At 50.7% G+C, this 19,136-nt stretch carries 16 protein-coding genes; 12 read left to right on the forward strand and 4 right to left on the reverse strand.

Translation table 11 applies throughout. From position 1 onward, the window contains the following. A partial coding sequence (locus AC52PS_RS07025) for a hypothetical protein (protein WP_495562342.1) occupies positions 1–218 on the forward strand: 218 nt, incomplete at its 5' end. A 139-nt stretch (positions 219–357) separates the two neighbouring features. On the opposite strand, the gene topA is transcribed toward AC52PS_RS07025, so the two are convergent. After that, positions 358–2,916, reverse strand: coding sequence for a type I DNA topoisomerase (topA, locus tag AC52PS_RS07030; protein ID WP_495562343.1), 2,559 nt, complete (start codon positions 2,914–2,916; stop codon positions 358–360). Positions 2,917–3,082: 166 nt separating this feature from the next. Here topA and cdd point away from each other — a divergent pair, with 166 nt between their 5' ends. Beyond that, positions 3,083–3,499 (forward strand): cytidine deaminase, encoded by a 417-nt coding sequence (gene cdd / locus AC52PS_RS07035; protein ID WP_495562344.1) that lies wholly within the window; start codon positions 3,083–3,085, stop codon positions 3,497–3,499. Here cdd and AC52PS_RS07040 read toward each other — a convergent pair. Next, a complete protein-coding gene (locus AC52PS_RS07040) occupies positions 3,496–4,125 on the reverse strand; it encodes an NAD(P)H-dependent oxidoreductase (RefSeq protein WP_495562345.1) in 630 nt (209 codons plus the stop codon). The two genes, cdd and AC52PS_RS07040, sit on opposite strands and share 4 nt — an antisense overlap. A gap of 162 nt (positions 4,126–4,287) precedes the next feature. On the opposite strand from AC52PS_RS07040, the gene AC52PS_RS07045 reads away from it, so the two are divergent. The 5 genes from AC52PS_RS07045 (at position 4,288) to AC52PS_RS07065 (ending at position 8,529) form a co-directional block, all read left to right on the forward strand. Beyond that, a complete protein-coding gene (locus AC52PS_RS07045; protein ID WP_495562346.1) occupies positions 4,288–4,593 on the forward strand; it encodes a metal-sulfur cluster assembly factor in 306 nt (101 codons plus the stop codon). A gap of 146 nt (positions 4,594–4,739) precedes the next feature. Then, positions 4,740–5,513, forward strand: coding sequence for a Fe-S cluster assembly ATPase SufC (sufC, locus tag AC52PS_RS07050; protein ID WP_495562347.1), 774 nt, complete (start codon positions 4,740–4,742; stop codon positions 5,511–5,513). Beyond that, positions 5,503–6,909 (forward strand): Fe-S cluster assembly protein SufB, encoded by a 1,407-nt coding sequence (sufB, locus tag AC52PS_RS07055; RefSeq protein ID WP_495562348.1) that lies wholly within the window; start codon positions 5,503–5,505, stop codon positions 6,907–6,909. The genes sufC and sufB overlap by 11 nt, the downstream gene beginning before the upstream one ends. Further along, on the forward strand, positions 6,906–8,099 hold the full coding sequence (gene sufD / locus AC52PS_RS07060; RefSeq protein ID WP_495562349.1) for a Fe-S cluster assembly protein SufD: 1,194 nt from the start codon (positions 6,906–6,908) through the stop codon (positions 8,097–8,099). Before sufB ends, sufD begins: the two co-directional genes overlap by 4 nt. 103 nt (positions 8,100–8,202) lie before the next feature. After that, positions 8,203–8,529: a non-heme iron oxygenase ferredoxin subunit gene (locus tag AC52PS_RS07065; protein WP_495562350.1), complete on the forward strand. Its 327-nt coding sequence runs from the start codon at positions 8,203–8,205 to the stop codon at positions 8,527–8,529. 96 nt (positions 8,530–8,625) lie between these two features. Here AC52PS_RS07065 and AC52PS_RS07070 read toward each other — a convergent pair whose 3' ends face one another. Continuing rightward, positions 8,626–10,839, reverse strand: coding sequence for a cation:proton antiporter domain-containing protein (locus tag AC52PS_RS07070; RefSeq protein ID WP_495562351.1), 2,214 nt, complete (start codon positions 10,837–10,839; stop codon positions 8,626–8,628). Between the two features lie 124 nt (positions 10,840–10,963). Between AC52PS_RS07070 and AC52PS_RS07075 the strand changes: the two genes are divergently transcribed. Further along, positions 10,964–12,220 carry an L-threonylcarbamoyladenylate synthase gene (locus AC52PS_RS07075; RefSeq protein ID WP_495562352.1) on the forward strand — a complete coding sequence of 419 codons (1,257 nt, stop codon included), beginning with the start codon at positions 10,964–10,966 and terminating at the stop codon, positions 12,218–12,220. 118 nt (positions 12,221–12,338) lie between these two features. Here AC52PS_RS07075 and AC52PS_RS07080 read toward each other — a convergent pair whose 3' ends face one another. Then, the gene (locus AC52PS_RS07080) at positions 12,339–12,998 is read right to left on the reverse strand and encodes a helix-turn-helix domain-containing protein (protein ID WP_495562353.1); all 660 of its coding nucleotides are present in this window, start codon (positions 12,996–12,998) and stop codon (positions 12,339–12,341) included. Between the two features lie 202 nt (positions 12,999–13,200). On the opposite strand from AC52PS_RS07080, the gene AC52PS_RS07085 reads away from it, so the two are divergent. From AC52PS_RS07085 to tuf, 4 genes are all read left to right on the forward strand, one after another. Next, positions 13,201–14,163 (forward strand): NAD-dependent epimerase/dehydratase family protein, encoded by a 963-nt coding sequence (locus AC52PS_RS07085; protein WP_495562354.1) that lies wholly within the window; start codon positions 13,201–13,203, stop codon positions 14,161–14,163. Positions 14,164–14,321: 158 nt separating this feature from the next. Then, a complete protein-coding gene (locus tag AC52PS_RS07090) occupies positions 14,322–15,278 on the forward strand; it encodes a substrate-binding periplasmic protein (RefSeq protein WP_495562355.1) in 957 nt (318 codons plus the stop codon). 90 nt (positions 15,279–15,368) lie between these two features. Then, a complete protein-coding gene (locus tag AC52PS_RS07095) occupies positions 15,369–16,997 on the forward strand; it encodes a sensor histidine kinase (protein ID WP_495562356.1) in 1,629 nt (542 codons plus the stop codon). Between the two features lie 801 nt (positions 16,998–17,798). After that, positions 17,799–18,989: an elongation factor Tu gene (tuf, locus tag AC52PS_RS07100; RefSeq protein ID WP_495562357.1), complete on the forward strand. Its 1,191-nt coding sequence runs from the start codon at positions 17,799–17,801 to the stop codon at positions 18,987–18,989. The last annotated feature ends 147 nt before the right edge of the window (positions 18,990–19,136 follow it).

Genomic DNA, 19,136 nt, shown 5'->3' on the forward strand with positions numbered 1-19,136 from the left:
CAATGTATATAGCCGCAACCAGTGCCAGAACCTATAGAACTCTCGGCAGCGTTATTTTTTCAACGGTAATCAATGAGCGTTTCAGTTCCCTGGAATTTGAGGAAAACAAGGAAAGCATAGAAGAAATTAACCGGCTATATGCTTTGCTGCAAACTCTCCTGGCGGAGGTTGATGAATTTCGCCGGGAATACCGAAGTGATTATCTGGAAGGATTTTAAAAATTATTCTGCCATTTTGTTACCAGAACGGATAAGGGGTGTTATTGAATATGGAAGGTCAGAGAGCCGAGCCTATCCATTCTCCTTTTGGGCTTTCCGGGGTTTACCTCCTTTCCCCGGGAAGCTTTTTTTACACGCTTTACCGCTTAATAATCTTCCCGGCTTCTTCAATAGTCAGTGCTTTCAACGCTTCCTCTGTCTTTTGATCATCCGGCAAGGATATATTCTTGGTTCCGTATTTAATATACGGCCCGTATTTGCCGTCGTACAACGCGACTTTCTTCTTCTCGAACTCCCCCAGCTCCCGGATCAGTTTGCTCCTCTGCCGTCCTCTGGATTTTTCTTCTGCCAAGATTTCCAGGGCCCGGGGAAGCTGTATGCTGTAGACATCATCATCTTTCTTCAGGCTGCGGAAATCTCCGTCATGGACCACAAAGGGACCGAATCGTCCGACGTTCGCAACCACCTCATTTCCGGTTTCCGGATGTACTCCCAGGGTTCTGGGCAGACTGAGATATTTGAGGGCTTCCTCAAGGGTAACCTCTCTGGGGCTGCGACCCTTGGGAATCCCGGCCCTTTTGGGTTTCGGGACTTCTTCGCTAACCTGTCCCAGTTGAACATATGGGCCGTAGCGTCCGATCAGGCAGTATACAGGTTCGCCGCTGTCAGGATCGGTTCCCAGGGGTTCGGGGCCTTTGATCTGGAGTTCAATTATTTCCTCAATATCCTCTTCCTTGAGATCCGCCGGGGCGATCTCTTCGGGAATTGAAGCGTTGATATTATTTCCGTCGGGGTCCTTGGCAATTATATAGGGGCCGAATCTACCGATCCGTATTTCTACATTCTCATCCGCCTGAGGAAGGTTGATTACCCGGGATTCCTCGGGCTTTATGGCGTCTTCCCGCTCATCCACCCTGGTTCGAATACCGTTCTCTCCGGAGTAGAAACCCTTGAGATACTGAAGACGGTCGATCTCCCCTGAGGCAATTCTGTCCAGGGTGCTTTCCATTTCCGAGGAAAAGCCGTATTCAATAAGATAGTGAAAATTATCCTCAAGAAACTGGATCACGCCCACTCCGGTAAACGTGGGTGCCAGTGCATTGGCGATCTTTCTGATGTATCCCCGGTCAAACAGGGTGCTGATAATGCTTGAATAGGTACTGGGCCTTCCGATTCCCTGTTTTTCAAGGTTTTGAATCAAACTGGCTTCGGTATACCTGGCGGGTGGCTTGGTTTCATGGTAAAGGCTTTCGGTTTCATGTACTTCACAGCCCATCCCTTCTTTCACATCCGGAAGGATTACCTCTCTGTCCTCTTTTTTCGCATCGGGATCATCTTTTCCCTCTACATAGAGCTTTAGAAAGCCGGGAAAGAGAATCTTGGTGCCATTCGCCTGAAACACCGCTTCGCCGGCCTGGATTTTTACCGTGGTGCTGGACTTTTTTGCATCCGCCATTTGGGTGGCCAGGGTCCGCTTCCAGATGATTTCATACAGAGCTTTCTCTTTTCCGCTTAATCCGGTTTCGTCAGGATGGGTGAACTGAGATCCTGCAGGCCGGATAGCCTCATGAGCTTCCTGTGCGCTCTCATCCTTGCTGCTGTACTGCCGGGGTTTTTCGCTCAGGTATTCCTTCCCGTATAAGGATTCCACAGTTTCCCGTGCCCCGGCGATGGCCTCGCTGCTGAGGGTCGGGCTGTCTGTACGCATGTAGGTAATAAGCCCTTCCTCATACAGTTTTTGTGCGGTACGCATGGTTTCCCGGGCGGTAAGATTCAGCTTTCTATTCCCCTCCTGTTGAAGGGTGGATGTGATAAAAGGGACAGATGGCCGGCTGGTGGTTTCCTTCTCGCTTACATCGATAATCTTCCAATCGGTCTTGCGGATATCATCTTCAAGTTTGCGGGCGGATTCTTCGTCCATAACCAGGACATTCCGCCCTTCTATCAGTTCACCGCTGATGGAATCGAAATCTTTTCCGGTGGCAAGACGGGTGTTCTCATAGCTGATCAGTTTTGCTTCGAACTGATCCGGAGATTTGGTTTCCGGAGCGCTGAGTTTGGCTTTGATATCCCAGTACACGGCCTTTTTGAAAGCAATCCGCTCCCGTTCCCGTTCTACGATCATCCGGAGGCCGGGGCTCTGCACCCGGCCGGCTGAAAGGCCGTATGCGATTTTCTTCCAGATAAGGGGTGAGAGGGTAAAGCCGTACAACCGGTCCAGAATACGCCTGGTTTCCTGGGCCTTCACCAGGTCCATATCTATATCCCGGGTGTCCTCCAGGGCGGCGCTGATGGCTTTCTTGGTAATTTCATGGAAAACCATTCGCTTAACGGCGACCTTTTTCTTTTCCGGTTTCAGTACCTGAACAAGATGCCAGCTGATGCTTTCCCCTTCACGGTCTTCATCAGTTGCAAGGTAAACGGCGTCCGCTTCTTTCATTTTCCGTTTCAGCTCGTTGATGATTTTTCCCTTACCTTTCGGGGTTATATAGAGGGGGGCAAAGTCGTGCTCCACGTCGATGCCCAGGCGGGCCCAGTCCAGGCCCTTGTATTTCTTGGGTACATCCGAGGCGGTTTGGGGAAGGTCACGGACATGTCCGATGCTGGCTTCCACGATAAAGTTTTTCGGTAAAAATCGGCTGATTGTCCGGGCTTTCGTCGGTGATTCGACGATAACCAGATATTTTTCTTCTTCCATACTTGGCCCTTTTGATGAAACATCATGCAAATATCAAAAAAATAGTCAATGCCAGTGTTATACTGCATCAATATCGATTATTCTGTGTTCTTCATGGATTTGTCAATTTTATCAGGACAATTTCCCGCTAAAGTATTTGAAGATATGGGAAAAAAGGAGCTATTCCATGCTTGTACATGATTTCAGCGATGAATTAATTCAGCAGGGCATTGAGCTGGCCAGAACCAAGAACGGGGAAACATACTCCCCGTATTCCCATTTTGCCGTATCCGCAGCCCTCTATTTAAATGACCGGGGACTCTTTGTTCCCGGGGTGAATATCGAGAACAGAAGTTTCGGCGGAACCATGTGTGCCGAAAGATCTGCCGTTGCGTCTGCAATCAGTAATTTCGGCAGCAGGGATTTCGGATTTTTGGTGCTGTATACCGAGCATGAGCCGCTGACGCCTCCATGCGGGATCTGCCGTCAGGTTCTGGCGGAATTTTGCGGACCGGATTTTCCCATTATTATGGTAAACCACAAAGAGCAGCGCAGAGACCTCTCCTTTAAAGAACTCTTTCCCCTGCCATTTGATGAGTTTTAAAGAACGGAGGTATCCTCTCTTCCTTCCGGGTTTTCCAGGAGGTCTGCTCCAAGTTGTTTCATTTCGTCCAGCCACAGGCGACGCTGCTTCAGCTTCGAAGTTCTCACGGGACCGAAAAATTTCAGTTCTGCGCTGTGAAAGCCGCAAAAATTCCCTATCCCGGTAATATAGCGTCGACGGTAGATTTCCAGAGTTTCCGGCGTCTCAGAAGGATCATTGTCACTTGTTATAATAACCGTGAACCCTGTCTCCTTCAGCAGTCCGTGGGTGCGGGCGGAACTGCCCATGCCCGGATTCCGACCCTCGTTGCGGTCATAGGCGATACCGGGACGGAGTATCCTGTCCAGCCATCCTTTAAATATGGCCGGCTCAGCGCCCCACCAATCGGGGAAAAAGACCGCAAGGTGTCTGGCAGAGCTCAATTGTTGAATATATCCCCTGGCCGGTTCGTCTATGGGAATATGCCTCCGCATCTCACTGAGCTCCATTCGGGGATCGAAATTATCCCGGTACAGGTCTACGGATACTGCCTCCGCCGCCAGAGAGAATTCCCGGTGGAGGGCGGCACAGTAGCTCTCTGAATCCGGATGAGCCAATACGCTGAGGATCTTTGTTTCTGCTTTCATAGTGACTTAACCAACCTCTCATAGTATGTTATAAAACATCGGAAGTTTTCAAAATATATGCTCCCCGAATTTGTTGTCAGAGACAGAATATTCTTGATTATACCTGACTTATTTAGTAAGGTATATACAGGGTATATGAACATCATACAAACGGAGAAATAGATGGCTGCAAGTAAAGGCGATATCCTGGAATCCTTGAGAAAAGTACTCGACCCGGAGATCGGAATTAATATTGTGGATCTCGGTCTGATATATCGGATTGAATTCACGGATGAAAGCACAGAGATAGATTTTACCCTCACTTCGCCCGGCTGTCCCCTTGCGGACACCATTGAGGCTGATATGAGAGGGGTTCTTGCCCAGGATTACGGGCTTGAAAATGTAAAAATGCAGGTGGTATGGAACCCCCCCTGGAATCTGGAGTTTATGAGCGAAGAAGCCCGGCTTGAATTGGGGTATCCCATATAGAGAGCCTTGAAGTAACAGCTCGGAAGAAAGACCAGATAGAATGATCAGAGAGAATGATCAGAGTGAGAGGCCTGTAAAAAGGCGCTCGCATGTATACCCAGGGTGGAGATTGATGCGCTGGCCCGACGGCCGACGGAGGAACTGAAATGAAACTTGAAATAAAAGAACTTCACGCAAATGTGGAAGGAAAAGAAATACTGAAGGGTTTGAATCTCAGCATTCAGACCGGCGAAATTCACGCAATTATGGGCCCGAATGGCGCGGGGAAAAGCACCTTAAGCCATGTAATTATGGGGAATCCCAAATATGAGGTTACTGCGGGACAGATTCTTTTGGACGGTGAAGATGTTCTTGAGATGGATGTGGATGAACGAGCCCGGAAAGGACTGTTCATGGCATTCCAGTATCCTGTGGAGATTCCCGGCATTACCGTGGGCCGCTTTCTGAAGCGGGCAACGGAAATCCAGGATGAGGTTGAAGATGGTAAGAAAGCCCGGAGCTTTGTAAAGGATCTCAGGGCGAACATGAAGTTCTTAGATATGGATCAGCAGTTTATTAACCGCTATCTGAATGAAGGCTTCTCCGGCGGGGAAAAGAAGCGGATGGAGATTCTCCAGATGCTGATGCTCAAACCCGCATTTGGAATCCTGGATGAAACTGACTCGGGTTTGGATATCGATGCCCTGAAGGTTGTAGCCAAGGGTGTGAATCGCCTCCGGAGCCCTGACTTCGGTTCAATTATCATCACCCACTACCAGCGGATACTGAATCATATCAAGCCTGATTACGTGCACATTTTGTTTGACGGACGTATAGTAACGTCAGGCGGCGAAGACTTGGTCGAAACACTTGAGGACAAGGGGTACGACTGGGTCCGTGAGCAGTACGGTATACCAGAGGAGGCCGTAAATGAGCAGTGAACCAAGCACAGTCCAGTTGGACGATTATAAATATGGTTTTTCATTTCCCGACAAATCTGTATTCAAAACCCAAAAGGGATTGAATGAAGATATCGTGCGGGCAATATCCCGGGAGAAAAACGAACCCCAGTGGATGACCGATTTCCGGATTCAGAGTCTCAAGGCGTTTCGGGAAAAAGAAATGCCGAACTGGGGTGCGGATCTCAGTGATATCAATTTCGATGAGTTTGTGTATTACGCCCGATCCAATGAGGGCGGACAGCAGCGCAACTGGGATGATCTTCCCCAGGATATCAAGGAAACCTATGACCGTCTTGGTATTCCCGAGGCGGAACAGAAGTTCCTTGCGGGTGTGGGCGCCCAGTACGACTCTGAAATGGTGTACCACAATATTCGTGAAGACCTGGAAAAAAAGGGTGTAATATTCACTTCACCCGAGGATGCGGTTCTCAACCATCCCGAACTGGTTAAGAAGTTTTTCGGAACCATCATACCCTATAACGACAACAAATTCGCAGCCCTTAATTCTGCGGTTTGGTCCGGAGGAAGTTTCGTATACGTGCCCAAGGGTGTAAAGGTGGATATTCCCATCCAGGCGTATTTCCGGATTAACTCTGAAAGTTTCGGCCAGTTTGAGCGAACCCTGATTATTGCCGATGAGGACAGCTTTGTTCACTACATTGAAGGCTGTACGGCTCCGATATATTCAACCGAAAGTCTCCACTCCGCGGTGGTTGAGATAATCGCTCTCGAAGGGGCGCGGGTCCGCTACTCAACAATTCAGAATTGGTCAAACGATATTTACAACCTGGTTACCAAACGGGCCGTTGCCCATAAGAACTCCGTGGTGGAGTGGGTGGACGGAAACCTGGGGTCCAAGCGGACCATGAAATACCCGGCTATCCACCTGAAGGGCGAAGGCGCTCACGGTGAAGTGCTTTCCATAGCCTTTGCCGGCGGAAAACAGGAACAGGATACCGGTGGAAAGATTGTTCATGCTGCGGATAATACCAGTTCCATGATTACCTCCAAGTCCATTTCCAAGGACGGCGGGATCAGTTCCTATCGCGGACTTATACGCGTTCAGGAAGGAGTTAAAAACGCCAAGAGCAATGTGGTGTGCGACGCCCTCATTCTGGATCCCGATTCAGTGAGCAATACATATCCTTACATGGAAATCGATTCAACGGATGTATCCATGGAACATGAAGCCAGGGTCAGCAAAATTTCCGAGGAGCAGTTGTTTTATCTCCAAAGCAGGGGATTTTCCGAGACGGAAGCGGCAATGATGATTGTAAACGGCTTCCTGGATCCTCTGGTGAAGCAGCTGCCCATGGAATATGCCATTGAGCTGAACAGACTTATTGAACTCGAGATGGAGGGGTCGGTAGGGTGACACAGTACATACAGAATCTTAAGGATCATGAAAAAATCAGGGAGTACCGCAACAGCGTACTCCCCATATTTAATAAATCCCACTGGCCCGCAACAGATGAAGAGGAGTGGCGCAGAACCGATATCTCCGTCTTCGACCTGGATGATCTGGGCCATCCTGACGCAGAACTCAGGGAGAATACATCTGCAGAGATCAAGAGCGGAGGTATTCACCGCCTTAACGATCTTCTCAATGAAGGGGGGGCGTCGCTCCCCGATGCCGTCCTGGAGCGGGTGTTTAAAGCCCTTGAGCATCTGAGGGACGATTCCCCCAACAAGCTCTCCCTGTGGAATCTTCTTCTTTCTGAGGATATTTTCGTGCTTCACGTACCCCGGGGAAGTGAGTCGGATGAGCTTCATGAACTTTGCTGGCATTCCCTGGGCGAAGATGTGAGCAGACATGCCACTGTTGTGGTAATTGCCGAACAGATGAGCAAAGCCCGTATGGCCCTTCGCTTCAAGGGAATGGGCGGACATCTGCAGAACGTTTCCGCAGTGTACCTGGTGGACGATGCCGCCGATCTGGGTGTAAGCGTGCTCCAGGAGAGCAGCGATGAAGTGGTTGCGTTCTACCAGGCGTATGGAACCGTGGGCCGGGACGCCAGACTTTTTCATTTTGAGGGAATTCTGGGTGGAGGCTTTGTAAAAAACCGGGTGGAGTTCGCACTTGACGGCAGTGGAAGCGATTTGAATCTTGACGGAATCTATTTCGCCGATGATGAACAGCACATCGACATGCGCACCGTACAACACCATAAGGGTGAACACGCCTCCAGCCGCACCTATTACAAAGGTGCAATCCGGGATGAAGCGGAAACCGTGTTTCAGGGGCTTATAGATGTGAACCATGAAGCCAGGGGTACCGACGCATACCTCACCAATAATAATCTGGTGCTGAACGACGGTGCACACGCAGACAGTATTCCCAGCCTTAATATTAAAACTGACGATGTAAAATGTTCCCATGGTTCAACCACCGGAAGAATAGATGAAGAGCAGATTTATTATCTCCGCTGCCGTGGTTTCTCCAGAGAAGAAGCCCGTGAAATGCTGATTCTCGGATATTTTGAAGACCTGATTACCGGTCTCCCGGAAAAAATGCAGGACGATGTCCGTCAGCAAATACATCGCAGGCTGAAAGGCCGGCTGTGAATTGAAACGGGGGCTGTCTACGAAGGAAACTCAGACAGCCCTGTTTTTTTGCCGGATCTTCACCCGGGGGATTCGGAATTTCCGGTGCTGTAGAGGGGGCAAAATGGGCTTATTATCTAAGAAAAAGAAAGGAAGCTGGGTGGATGTTGCAGATGTGGACAGCTTCACAACCTCTAAAGAGGTAAAGGTTGGCCGGCATGTGTACACCATTTATAAACTGGATGACGGAGTGTACTGTACCCAGGGTTCCTGCTCCCACGAATACAGTCCTCTGGTGGAAGGAATTGTCATGAAGGATAAGGTGTTTTGCGAAAAGCACGGCAGCCGGTTCAATATTAAAACCGGAGCCGTTATTGATTATCCTGCAACACAGAATCTGAAAACCTATGAGGTGAAGGTGGAAGACGGCAGGGTGTTTATAAAGCCCTGATATCTTCTGTTCTGAAATGAGCCCGAATGAGCCGAGAGGAACCAGAATATGGTGGAATGAGGCGCTGTGCAAAAGCTCCACATTCCCCTATAATGTTCAGCTCCGGGTTTTTTTCTGATTCTGTGCCTGATTCTCTTCCTGAGCCCGATTCAATATTCTCAGCACTTCGTAACTTGTTTCCGCATTCAAAACCGCTTCCCGCACCTCTCCCCGGTTCAGCAAACCGGTAATACTGGACATGAGTTGAATATGGGGGCCGTGTCCCTGTTTGGGGGTCAGGATCATAATAAAGATGTTGCTGGGTTTCCCATCCAGAGATTCAAAATCCACTCCATCGGGTTTTAATCCGATAAGAAAGTGCATGGAACTCACCCCTTCTGTTTTGGCGTGAGGAATGGCGACTCCGTTGGCCATGCCGGTGGTCATGCTTTTTTCCCGCTCCAGAACATCATGTTTAACCAACTCACCGTCATCCAGCAGTTCATGGGCGTCCGCCAAATACAGCATCTCCTCTATTACTTCCTGCTTATTATGGGCCCTCAGATTCCGGATCACAAAATCCGGTGACGTGTAGGGGATAATATCAAATCCGCCGCCGGTGCTCCCGCTGCTGATGCTCTTGGCCATTTCATCGGGTTTGAATATTTTCTTCAGTGCTCCTGCGGCGTTATTAACCGAGAGCAGGCTCTCATACAGAGCGGTTTTGAAAAGATTCACATCCTTCTCATCGGAAAGAAATGTAGCTTCGCCATCCTCTCCTATGTAGAGGGAAATAAAGATGTCGTCCTTCCGCATCTGGATCACTTCTTCTCCATGTTCCATGTTGTTGATGAAAAACCCCTCTTTTTCCATCTCTGCGGTGAATGTGGTGATAATCAGCTGGGCGAATTCCGGGCTTTGGAAAGAAAAAGATGTCTCGGTTTTCTCTCCTCCCCCCTCCTCCTCGTTTTGTCCGCTTTTCCGGATCCTTAACAGATGATTCAAAGCCGGAGGCGCCGCTATGGTGGATATAATGGTCATCAGCAGAGCTATACCGAATTGTTCCTGATTTATGATCCCTGAACTCATACCGATTCCCGCCATAATCAGGGCTACCTCCCCCCGGGGAACCATTCCTAATCCGATCCGGGATGCTCCCAGAAGGTTAAAATTGAGCATCAGTGCCGGACCTCCGCTGCCGATCAGTTTTGCGACGATCGCTACAAGGGTGAACAGCAGTCCGAAACCCAGAACACGGCCGTTGGCAATGGCCTCCAGATTCACCATCATTCCGCTCACCGCGAAGAATATCGGGACGAAAAAATCGTGAAGAGTTCTCAGTCTGCTTTGTATGACAAAAGCCAGATCGGTATTTGAAAGGGTCAGCCCCACAACATATGCACCGATGATCATGGAAAGCCCCGCGCTCTCGAAGATTCCCGCCATCAGCAGGGCCAACGCGAAGGCCATAACCGTTACCAGGCTTTGATCCTTGAATGTCTGCTTCAGAAAACGTCCCAGCTTCCGGGCGAAAACCAAACCCAGAATGGTAAACACCAGCCATACCCCCACGGCTTTGACCCCAACCCAGGCAATTTCTCCCCAGTTGATACCCGCCGCCGATTCACCGGAGCCGGGCAGGATGGCCGCCAGCCCCAGCACAATGGCAAGAATAATGATACCCAGCACATCGTCAATCACCGCTGCGGAGAGGATCACCACCCCTTCAGGGGAGTCCATCTTCCGCTGATCGGAAAGTATGCTGGCGGTTATACCCACCGATGTGGCTACGCTGAGCGTACCCATGAAAAGACTGACGGGGTGGAACAGATCATAGCCGGTAAAAAAGGTACTGAGCCATGCTCCGCTGACAAAACTGAACAGGACCCCGCCCAGCCCCACAACAGATCCCTTTCCGGCATATTTGAGGAAGAGGGGAAGGTCTGTTTCAAGTCCCGCAATAAAAAGAAGAATAATTGCTGCCAGACTGGAAAGGCTGTACACCAGCGGACTTACCGAAATAGTGCTTTCAAGGACCGGAAACAGTCCCTGGGGAAAACCGGGGATCCCCACGCCCCCGAGAAGAAACGGACCGATAATAATTCCCATGAGAAGTTGCCCGATCACCCCGGGAAGCCTGATTTTTTGTGCAAGCCTGCCCCCGATCCAGGTGGCAAACAGGATAACGGCCAGCTGAATTACCAGACGGGTCATCTGGTGGGTAAGGCTTTCGCTCCCATGACTCAAATCGCCTCCCTGGGAGGCGAACAGGAGTGCCGGCAGGAATATCAGACTAAAAATGAGAATTACCAGTCTATGTGTTCGTGTCATTGCTGCTCCCAATATTCCGGAAGGTGAGACCAGTCCCGGCTTGATTTGTGGCTGACAAAGCTGGAGTTTAAAATCAGCTCAAGTATATATATGCGGATTCATTTCTGCTATAGTTTCGGGATATATGCAAACCCGTGAATTAAGTACCCGCTCTAGGGATATTAAAACAGCGGCGGATCTTTTGCAAAACCATGGGCTGGTGGTGTTTCCCACCGAGACCGTATACGGCCTGGGTGCAGATGCTGACAGCAGGGAAGCTGTTGAAAAAATATTCGCAGCGAAAAACCGCCCCAAAGATAACCCGCTCATTGTTCATGTCTCAGATATCGGGATGGCATCGGAGTACTCTGCCGGACTTTCTTCCCTGGAGGCGGAGCTGCTGTCCAGCTTCGCTCCGGGACCTTTCACCCTCATAGTGAAGCGTGCCCCCCGCCGGGGAGAAGCGGCCGCCGCAGGCCAATCAACCCTGGGGCTCAGAATTCCCGATTCACCGGCGGCGCTTGAGCTGATCCGGGAGACGGGAAGAGGAATTGCCGCCCCCTCGGCCAACCGTTCCGGTCGTCCGAGTCCTACGAATTTTTCCATGGCATGGAGTGAGATGTCCGGCCGGGTTGATGCGGTGATTCACGGACCACCCTGTATCCGTGGCTTGGAGTCTACCATTGTCCGTTGTACCCCTGCCGGGGTGGAAATTCTCCGTCCGGGATCGATTACCGCACCAATGCTGGAATCTGCGCTCCGCCGGGGGGGGCATGATCTTCCGGTGCTCCAAGGGGGTGGCCTGGATTCCCCCGCCACGCCGGGTACTCGTTACCGGCATTATGCTCCAACCGCCCGGGTTGTATTATTTCAATCTCCTGAAGAGTTGATGGAGGCTTTGAAGAATGGGGGCCGGAAGTCCGTTTCCTCGGATACACAGCCAAGGAGACAACCAGAGAGACAATCAGAGAGACAACCAGAGAGACAATCAGGGAGAAGGATGTTTATCCTTCCGGACGCCGGTTTTATGGGGAAAGGGGAGCCGGCCCTAACCGGAGATGGTCCCTTTAGCGTGGAGCCGGCCCAAACCGGAGATGATCCCTTTAGCGTGGAGCCGGCCCATACCGGAGATGATCCCTTTAGCGTGGAGCCGGCCCAAACCGGAAATGAGCGCGCCTTTTTACGTGTTCAAGAAATTTTCCAAGCTGAAGAGAGGAAGTCTGCTTCCGCCCCGCCTGAGCTGAGAATATTTGGCAATGCGGAGGAATACGCCAGGAACCTGTACCAGACCTTTGTGGATGCTGACCGGCTGGGGTGTGAAGCCCTGTTCGCATATTTCCCTTTAGAGCGTCCGGAAACAGTTGCTCTGAGAGACCGTCTCCTGCGTGCCGCCCGGGGGTAACTTGCGTAGACCGGGGTAACGAGCATGGCCCTGGAGCAACGAACATGGAGTGAGAACTCATATATAGGGGTTCCCCTCTCCTGCATGCCCACCGGGGGTGCCCCGGCAGCAGTCCGGCTTACCGGAAACGCACCACCAGATGAATTTCAGCGCTCTGTTCGCCGATGTTTTCCATGCTGTGGGGAATATCCGCATGATACATAATGAAGTCACCGCTATTCATTTCGCTGCTGTTGTCCTCTGCAATTACCCGAAGCCGGCCTTTCAGCAGAGTGAGGTATTCCTCAGTACCGCTAAGATGGGGTTGTGAATCCAGAATAGCCCCAGGCTGAATGCTGATACGATAAATTTCCAGATCTTCCGATTGTTCTGCGGGTGTAAGTACCCTGAAGTGAACCCCGGGCTTATCTGCGGTTATCTGTGTAAAGTTTTCCTTCCTGGTATATTCAAACAGAATTTCGGTTGTTCCACCGCCCGATTCATGGAGTTCCTCACCCGGGACTGTGGTACGGGTTGATACGTCGCTTTCCGATGAATCCTGTTTCGGCTGGATAAGGTTTTGCACCGTCGTATCGAGACCCTTCGCGATTTTCCAAATCATCGCCAGGGTGGGGTTGGTTTTGTTTCCCTCGATTTGTGAAATCATGGATTTGGATACCAGGCTTTTCATGGCAAGCTCATCCAGACTCAGGCCTTTGGTTTTACGTATGTCTTTAATTCTACTGGCCACGTCCGGAAGGGCGCTCCGGGGCTCCGCGTTCTGCTTTTTTTCCAACATAGGATAATTATAGCAACAGTTCAATATATTGTATATAACTCTTGACAGCGCTTGGCAGGTTCAATACATTGAGCGTACAATATATTGAACTTCCCGATATTCAATATGGGCACTGCGCCCTTTGGTTTTGCTGAGTGGGACGCAGCTGCATCCCGGGGAGTGGGGATCTCTGAATCCCAGACTAGCTGAAAAGGAGGCGTGGATGAACATACTAATTAGCGGTGCCAACGGACAAATCGGGACCGAGCTGACCATGCACCTCTTTCAGCGATACGGAAAAGGATCGGTGTTTCCCACAGATGTGAGAGAAGGGGGTGATAGGTTTTCTTGTGATTATCTGGATATCACTTCCCGTGAGGCCCTGTTCGGGTATATCAGGAAACATGAGATCACACGGATCTACCATCTGGCAGCCATATTATCCGGTAACGGAGAGAAAAACCCCCTGGGCGCATATCATATAAACATGGAAGGAACGCTGAATGTGCTTGAAGCCTGCAGGGAATTTTCTCTGGAACGGGTCTTCTCTCCCTCTTCCATCGCCGTGTACGGTGAAGGCGCTCTTCGCCGGAACACCCCTGAAGACAGCATTCTCAGGCCGGAAACAATGTATGGTATTACCAAAGTATCCTCCGAGCTTCTCTTTGATTACTATTACCGCCGCTACGGATGCGATGTCCGGAGCCTCCGTTTTCCTGGAGTTATTTCATATACGGCGGAGCCCGGCGGCGGCAGCACCGATTTTGCTGTGGACATATACCGACAGGCTATTGAGAAGGGAAGCTACAGCTGCTTCGTCAGTGAAGACAGTCGGTTACCCTTCATGTACATGCCCGATGTGATCGCGTCCATCGACGGTCTCATGGATGCTCCGGACCGGTCTTTGAGTAGACGCACCTATAACGTAACCGGCTTCTCCGCATCCGCCGGGGAGTTCGCCGGCGAACTGAAGCGTTTGGTTCCCGGATTCAGTATTGACTATACCCCCGACTTTCGTCAGGAAATTGTAAACCAATGGCCTGAAAGCATAGATGATCTCCCTGCCCGAAATGACTGGGGGTGGAGTCCCGAGTACGACCTTGCCTCTCTCAGCGAAGATATGATTCATCATCTGAAATCCTCCTCCGGCGGAAACGGCGGCGGACATGTAAAAGAAGCCTCGTGAACCATCGAAATTTTTTCGGCGGTTTTCACTCCATCTGAATTTCAGCGGAGCAGCGCACCCCCGGGTGGCTGCTTCGCTTTTTTTTTACTTCATCTTTCTTTCCTTTCCGATACCTATTAGAATAGTAATGTGAATCAATGTATTGATGGAGTGCAGCCATGAGAGAATATCCGGCAACACCGATGAGAGAGTTGACCTTCCTGATTGCGGGACTCCTTGTCCTGCTGATTTTTTCCTGCGGTGCGGACGAACTTAGTAAGAATGGGAATGTGTCAGATTCCGCTTCCTTTTCGGGTTTTCAGCAGCGGCTGAATGACCGGGAGCTGGCATATCTCGGGGAGCTTCAGGCGACTGGAGTTATTCGATATGGGGTAATCAGCACCCAGGAATCATATTATCTCAGTGAAAGCGGTGAATACCGGGGGTTCGATTATGTGTTTGCCCGGGAGTTTGCAGAGGCTCTGGGGGTGAGTGCCCAATTTTCTGAGCAGGAGCAGATTTCCGATTTTTTTACCCGGGACGGAGAATTTGACAACAATGTGATCGGTGATCCCGAAATCAGCTATGTTCCCGACTTAATGGATGAGGTGGATATATATGCTGCCCCGTTCGGGATAAATGACTGGCGAAGAAAGCTGGTTTCCATGGTCCCGTTTTTTCCGGTTGGAGTGGTGATTATCGGTCCCGAAGCCTCCGGGATCGAAAGCTATGAAGACCTTGACGGTCTTTCCGTTGCGGTACGGCCGGGAGACTTTCAGATTCCTCTCCTCCAGTCCATTATGGAAGAGCAGAATATCAATGTGGAATTTGTGAAATATACCGATGCCCAGGAGACCTTCAATATTCTCAGGGACGGAAGGGCCGATATTACCATTGACGGTTCGCTCTTCCTTGCCCGAACCGTCCAGGAACTCGATGATATGGAGGTTTCACAGCTGACCCTCAGTTTGGTTCCCGTAGGTTGGGCGGTTGATCCCCGGGAAGAGCCGCTCACAGCCCTTCTGGAAAAGTTTGTGGCCCACAGCCTGGAAAACGGCGATTTTGCCTCGGTCTGGGAGCGGGAGATGGGGATAAATTTCGACTATTATCTGGATCTTGTGAGCACCCAGGAGTGAAACGACGCTTATGATCGAGATTGAACTCAACGACATGCGAATCAAAGCCTTTCCGACCTCCAATGCTCATTGGGAATCCGGAGGAGCGCTGTGACACTCCAGAACAGGCTGCTGTCTACCTTTCTTCCTCTAATTATTCTGCCCCTGGTCGTGGTGTTCCTGCTGGTTTTTCTGCTTACGAGAAATTCTCTTGCCTCCAGCCAGCAGGAGCTCATTGCTCTGGAGCAGAGCCTGATCCGTTCCCAGCTTGAGAGTTCCTATCAGCAGCTGGAGAGTTTGGATATCGCAGATGTTCCGTTTTACCGAAACCGGCTGCTGGAAAATCTACAGGACCGATACAGCGATGCAGACCCGTACAGCAGGGGACTGCTGGTGTTTCTTGAGGACGGGCAGTTTGTGTATCCTGCGGAGTTGAACTCAATAGGGCGTTTTCCCGGGGATCAGATGGATGAAGTGTTCCAGGTATTAAATCAACGGGAAGGTGGGTATATTCCAGGAGAAATACTGGGCTCTACCGGTGGACGCTTCGCCGTCACCGGTTTTTTCCATGAACCCAGCGGCTGGTACTTGATGATCTATGATGATCTCCAGCAAATTCTCAATCCACTGGCGGATTCTCTTCTTATTGTGGCCGGCATCGGTATGGCCACAGTACTGCTGGCGGCGTTTTTTGTGGTGTTAGCATCCAAACGGATATCCAATCCGATTATGAACCTGGCTTTAGTCGTTTCCCGTTTCGGGGAGGGGGCAACTGATGTGCGCTATGAAGAACGTCACGGAGGAGAGGTGGGTGTACTCGCCCGGGAGTTTAACAACATGGCCGGCAGGCTTGAGTCATTCACCTCGGAGCTTGAGGATAAAATTTTTGAGAGAACCCGGGAGCTGAACAATCGGGTTGAAGAGCTTCGTGTAGCCCAGAATCAGCTCATAGAGTCTGAAAAGATGGCTGCCCTGGGCGGGCTGGTTGCCGGGTTTGCCCATGAAATCAATACACCCATAGGGGTGTCTGTAACTGCTGTGTCCTATATCCATGATTCCGCGGCTCATGCATTGGAGTTGCTCAGCTCCCCCGAAGTAAGTAAGTCGGCCCTTATATCCAGTCTCGAGCAGGTGGTGAATGCCACCGGAATGGCCTCCAGTAATCTGGAACGGGCTGCAGAGATGGTGTCCAGGTTTAAGCAGGTGGCCGCCGATCAATACTTCGAAGAGCAGAGAGAGCTTGATCTTCACAACTTTTTATCGGAAATCAAGGACACGCTCCGGACAATTCTAAAACCCGCAGCAGCGGATGTGGAGATTGAGGTTCCCGAACAGACGATTCTTGTCACCTATCCCGGAGTACTCTGGCAGGTGTTGAGCAATTTAGCCCGGAACAGTTTTCATCATGCCTTCGGGGAAGCACCTTCTGAAGGGGATAAGCCGAATAGGGTGCGCCTGTTTTACGGCGCGACGGAGGAGCATCACTGTCTCTATTTCTATGACAATGGTCCGGGGATATCCGATGAAAATACCGGGAAGATTTTTGATCCCTTTTTCACAACCAGGAGGTCAGGGGGGAACACGGGGCTGGGGCTTCACATTGTGTATAATCTGGTGCATCAAAAGCTCAATGGGCGGTTTGCCTATCTGAAACCCGCTGAACGCAGCGGGGCTGGAGCGCTGCAGCTTCCTTCAGAAGGTGCCTGCTTTGCTATTTATCTGCCTGTGAGGAAAATTTAAACCGGACCTTCATACTCTCATGCTTTTTGTCCCGTGTTTGAGCACTGTATTCCCATTCAACCCTGATTTTCCTATTCTCTTACTTGACAAACAACTATCTCCTGACTATACTCCGGCCACATTGCATTGATCTTTGAATTGTCGTGTTTATGATCACCACAAATGGCCAGACGATAAGCGGTTCCAATCGCCGTGCAGGATGCCTGGCCGATGTTGATCAACCAAACCGACCTTCCGATTGATTGTGTGTCATGCCGGATGCACAAAGTCTTCCGGGTGCGTTGCACCCGTGGATATACAACGGTCTGCCGGCCTGTGCGCTCAGTTACCTTGAGCGCATAGGCGGCCAGGCCGGAGTGCCGGTCAGGTCGCAAGCCCAGCTTGCAGCCCGACCACGCATCAAGGCTGGATAGCGTAGTTGGATGGTAAGGTGGTTGCCGTGCTTAAGCACATGGAAATGCAGCTGCATTTTGTGTGTTGACGGAGTAACAATGAACGGTTGTTTAGAAACCGTTCCTCTGGTTAAGCTGGTGAATTCCCGCCTGATGAGCGTAGTGCTTGTCCATGCTGCCGTGTGCAGCAGTTGCCGTGGTTTGTCCGTTTTTGTCCAAGTAATTTATCAATGGACTGAAGTCGGATCATGCGGCAAGATTGACAAAGTATGTCCGCTTCAATAAAATGCCAACTCATTCTATTCATTATAAATGTCTGTAGCTTTTCATCTGGATACCCCGGTGTAACCAATGGAACAGGTGTAAGCGAGACAAAACTCTTACGTTACGATTCTGTGAGGAGGGCGTAATGGCTAAGGAAAAGTTCGAAAGAACGAAGCCTCATATTAATGTCGGTACCATTGGCCACGTTGACCACGGTAAAACGACACTGAGTGCTGCCATCACTATGTACAGTGCAAACAAGTTCGGTGCGAAGGCTCTGAAGTACGAAGAAATTGACAATGCACCCGAGGAAAAGTCTCGTGGTATTACTATCAATACCCGTCACCTCGAGTACGAGTCAGATCAGCGTCACTATGCGCACGTAGACTGTCCGGGACACGCCGACTATGTTAAAAACATGATCACCGGTGCGGCTCAGATGGACGGTGCGGTACTTGTAGTATCCGCAACCGACGGTCCCATGAGTCAGACCCGGGAACATATCCTGCTTGCACGTCAGGTAGGTGTACCCGCGCTGATTGTATTCATCAACAAAACCGACATGGTTGATGATGAAGAGCTGATCGACCTGGTTGAAGAAGAAGTTCGTGAGCTTCTCTCTTCCTACGAATTCCCCGGCGACGATATCCCGGTAATCCGAGGTTCCGCATTTGTCGCCATGGAAAATCCCGACAGCGAAGAAGCAAACAAGCCAATCCAGGAACTTCTGGACACAATGGATAGCTTCTTCCCTCTGCCTGAGCGTGCGGTTGATAAGCCGTTCCTCATGCCGATTGAAGATATCTTCTCAATCCAGGGCCGCGGTACTGTAGTAACCGGTCGTGTTGAAAGCGGTATCGTCAAGGTTGGTGAAGAAGTTTCAATCGTGGGTATCCGCGACACTACCAAGACAACTGTTACCGGTGTTGAAATGTTCAACAAGCTTCTTGACGAAGGTCAGGCTGGAGATAACATTGGTGCTCTGCTCCGTGGTACTGCAAAAGATGCGGTAGAACGTGGACAGGTACTTGCAAAACCCGGTTCAATTACTCCCCACGCGAAATTCAAGGGAACCATTTACTGTCTGAGCAAGGATGAAGGTGGGCGTCACTCTCCTTTCTTCACCGGTTATCGACCCCAGTTCTACTTTCGTACAACTGACATTACCGGTACTGTATCCCTGCCTTCCGGCAAGGAAATGGTAATGCCCGGCGATAACACCGACATTGAAGTTGAACTGATTCACCCCATCGCCATGGATACCGGACTTCGCTTCGCTATTCGTGAAGGTGGCCGAACCGTTGCTTCCGGTCAGGTTACTGAAATCGTCGAGTAATTCCGTATTACCCGCGTATGCCGGGGCCGGGGCCTGCCGAACATATGCCCCGGACCGGCGGTTTCCGCCTTTGCTGTGTGCAGTGGAAGGCGGAGGCCGGGTCTGCCTGATGGCAGTCAGGCACCGCTTCGGTTTGAATAGTCAGAA

Source organism: Salinispira sp. (genome assembly GCF_059431795.1).

Coding starts and splice junctions, on each gene's coding strand:
- AC52PS_RS07075 (WP_495562352.1), top strand. CDS start 10,964: ATGCAAACCCGTGAATTAAGTACCCGCTCTAGGGATATTAAAACAGCG.
- sufB (WP_495562348.1), top strand. CDS start 5,503: ATGAGCAGTGAACCAAGCACAGTCCAGTTGGACGATTATAAATATGGT.
- AC52PS_RS07090 (WP_495562355.1), top strand. CDS start 14,322: ATGAGAGAATATCCGGCAACACCGATGAGAGAGTTGACCTTCCTGATT.
- AC52PS_RS07065 (WP_495562350.1), top strand. CDS start 8,203: ATGGGCTTATTATCTAAGAAAAAGAAAGGAAGCTGGGTGGATGTTGCA.
- topA (WP_495562343.1), bottom strand. CDS start 2,916: ATGGAAGAAGAAAAATATCTGGTTATCGTCGAATCACCGACGAAAGCC.
- sufC (WP_495562347.1), top strand. CDS start 4,740: ATGAAACTTGAAATAAAAGAACTTCACGCAAATGTGGAAGGAAAAGAA.
- tuf (WP_495562357.1), top strand. CDS start 17,799: ATGGCTAAGGAAAAGTTCGAAAGAACGAAGCCTCATATTAATGTCGGT.
- AC52PS_RS07070 (WP_495562351.1), bottom strand. CDS start 10,839: ATGACACGAACACATAGACTGGTAATTCTCATTTTTAGTCTGATATTC.
- cdd (WP_495562344.1), top strand. CDS start 3,083: ATGCTTGTACATGATTTCAGCGATGAATTAATTCAGCAGGGCATTGAG.
- AC52PS_RS07085 (WP_495562354.1), top strand. CDS start 13,201: ATGAACATACTAATTAGCGGTGCCAACGGACAAATCGGGACCGAGCTG.
- AC52PS_RS07040 (WP_495562345.1), bottom strand. CDS start 4,125: ATGAAAGCAGAAACAAAGATCCTCAGCGTATTGGCTCATCCGGATTCA.
- AC52PS_RS07045 (WP_495562346.1), top strand. CDS start 4,288: ATGGCTGCAAGTAAAGGCGATATCCTGGAATCCTTGAGAAAAGTACTC.
- AC52PS_RS07080 (WP_495562353.1), bottom strand. CDS start 12,998: ATGTTGGAAAAAAAGCAGAACGCGGAGCCCCGGAGCGCCCTTCCGGAC.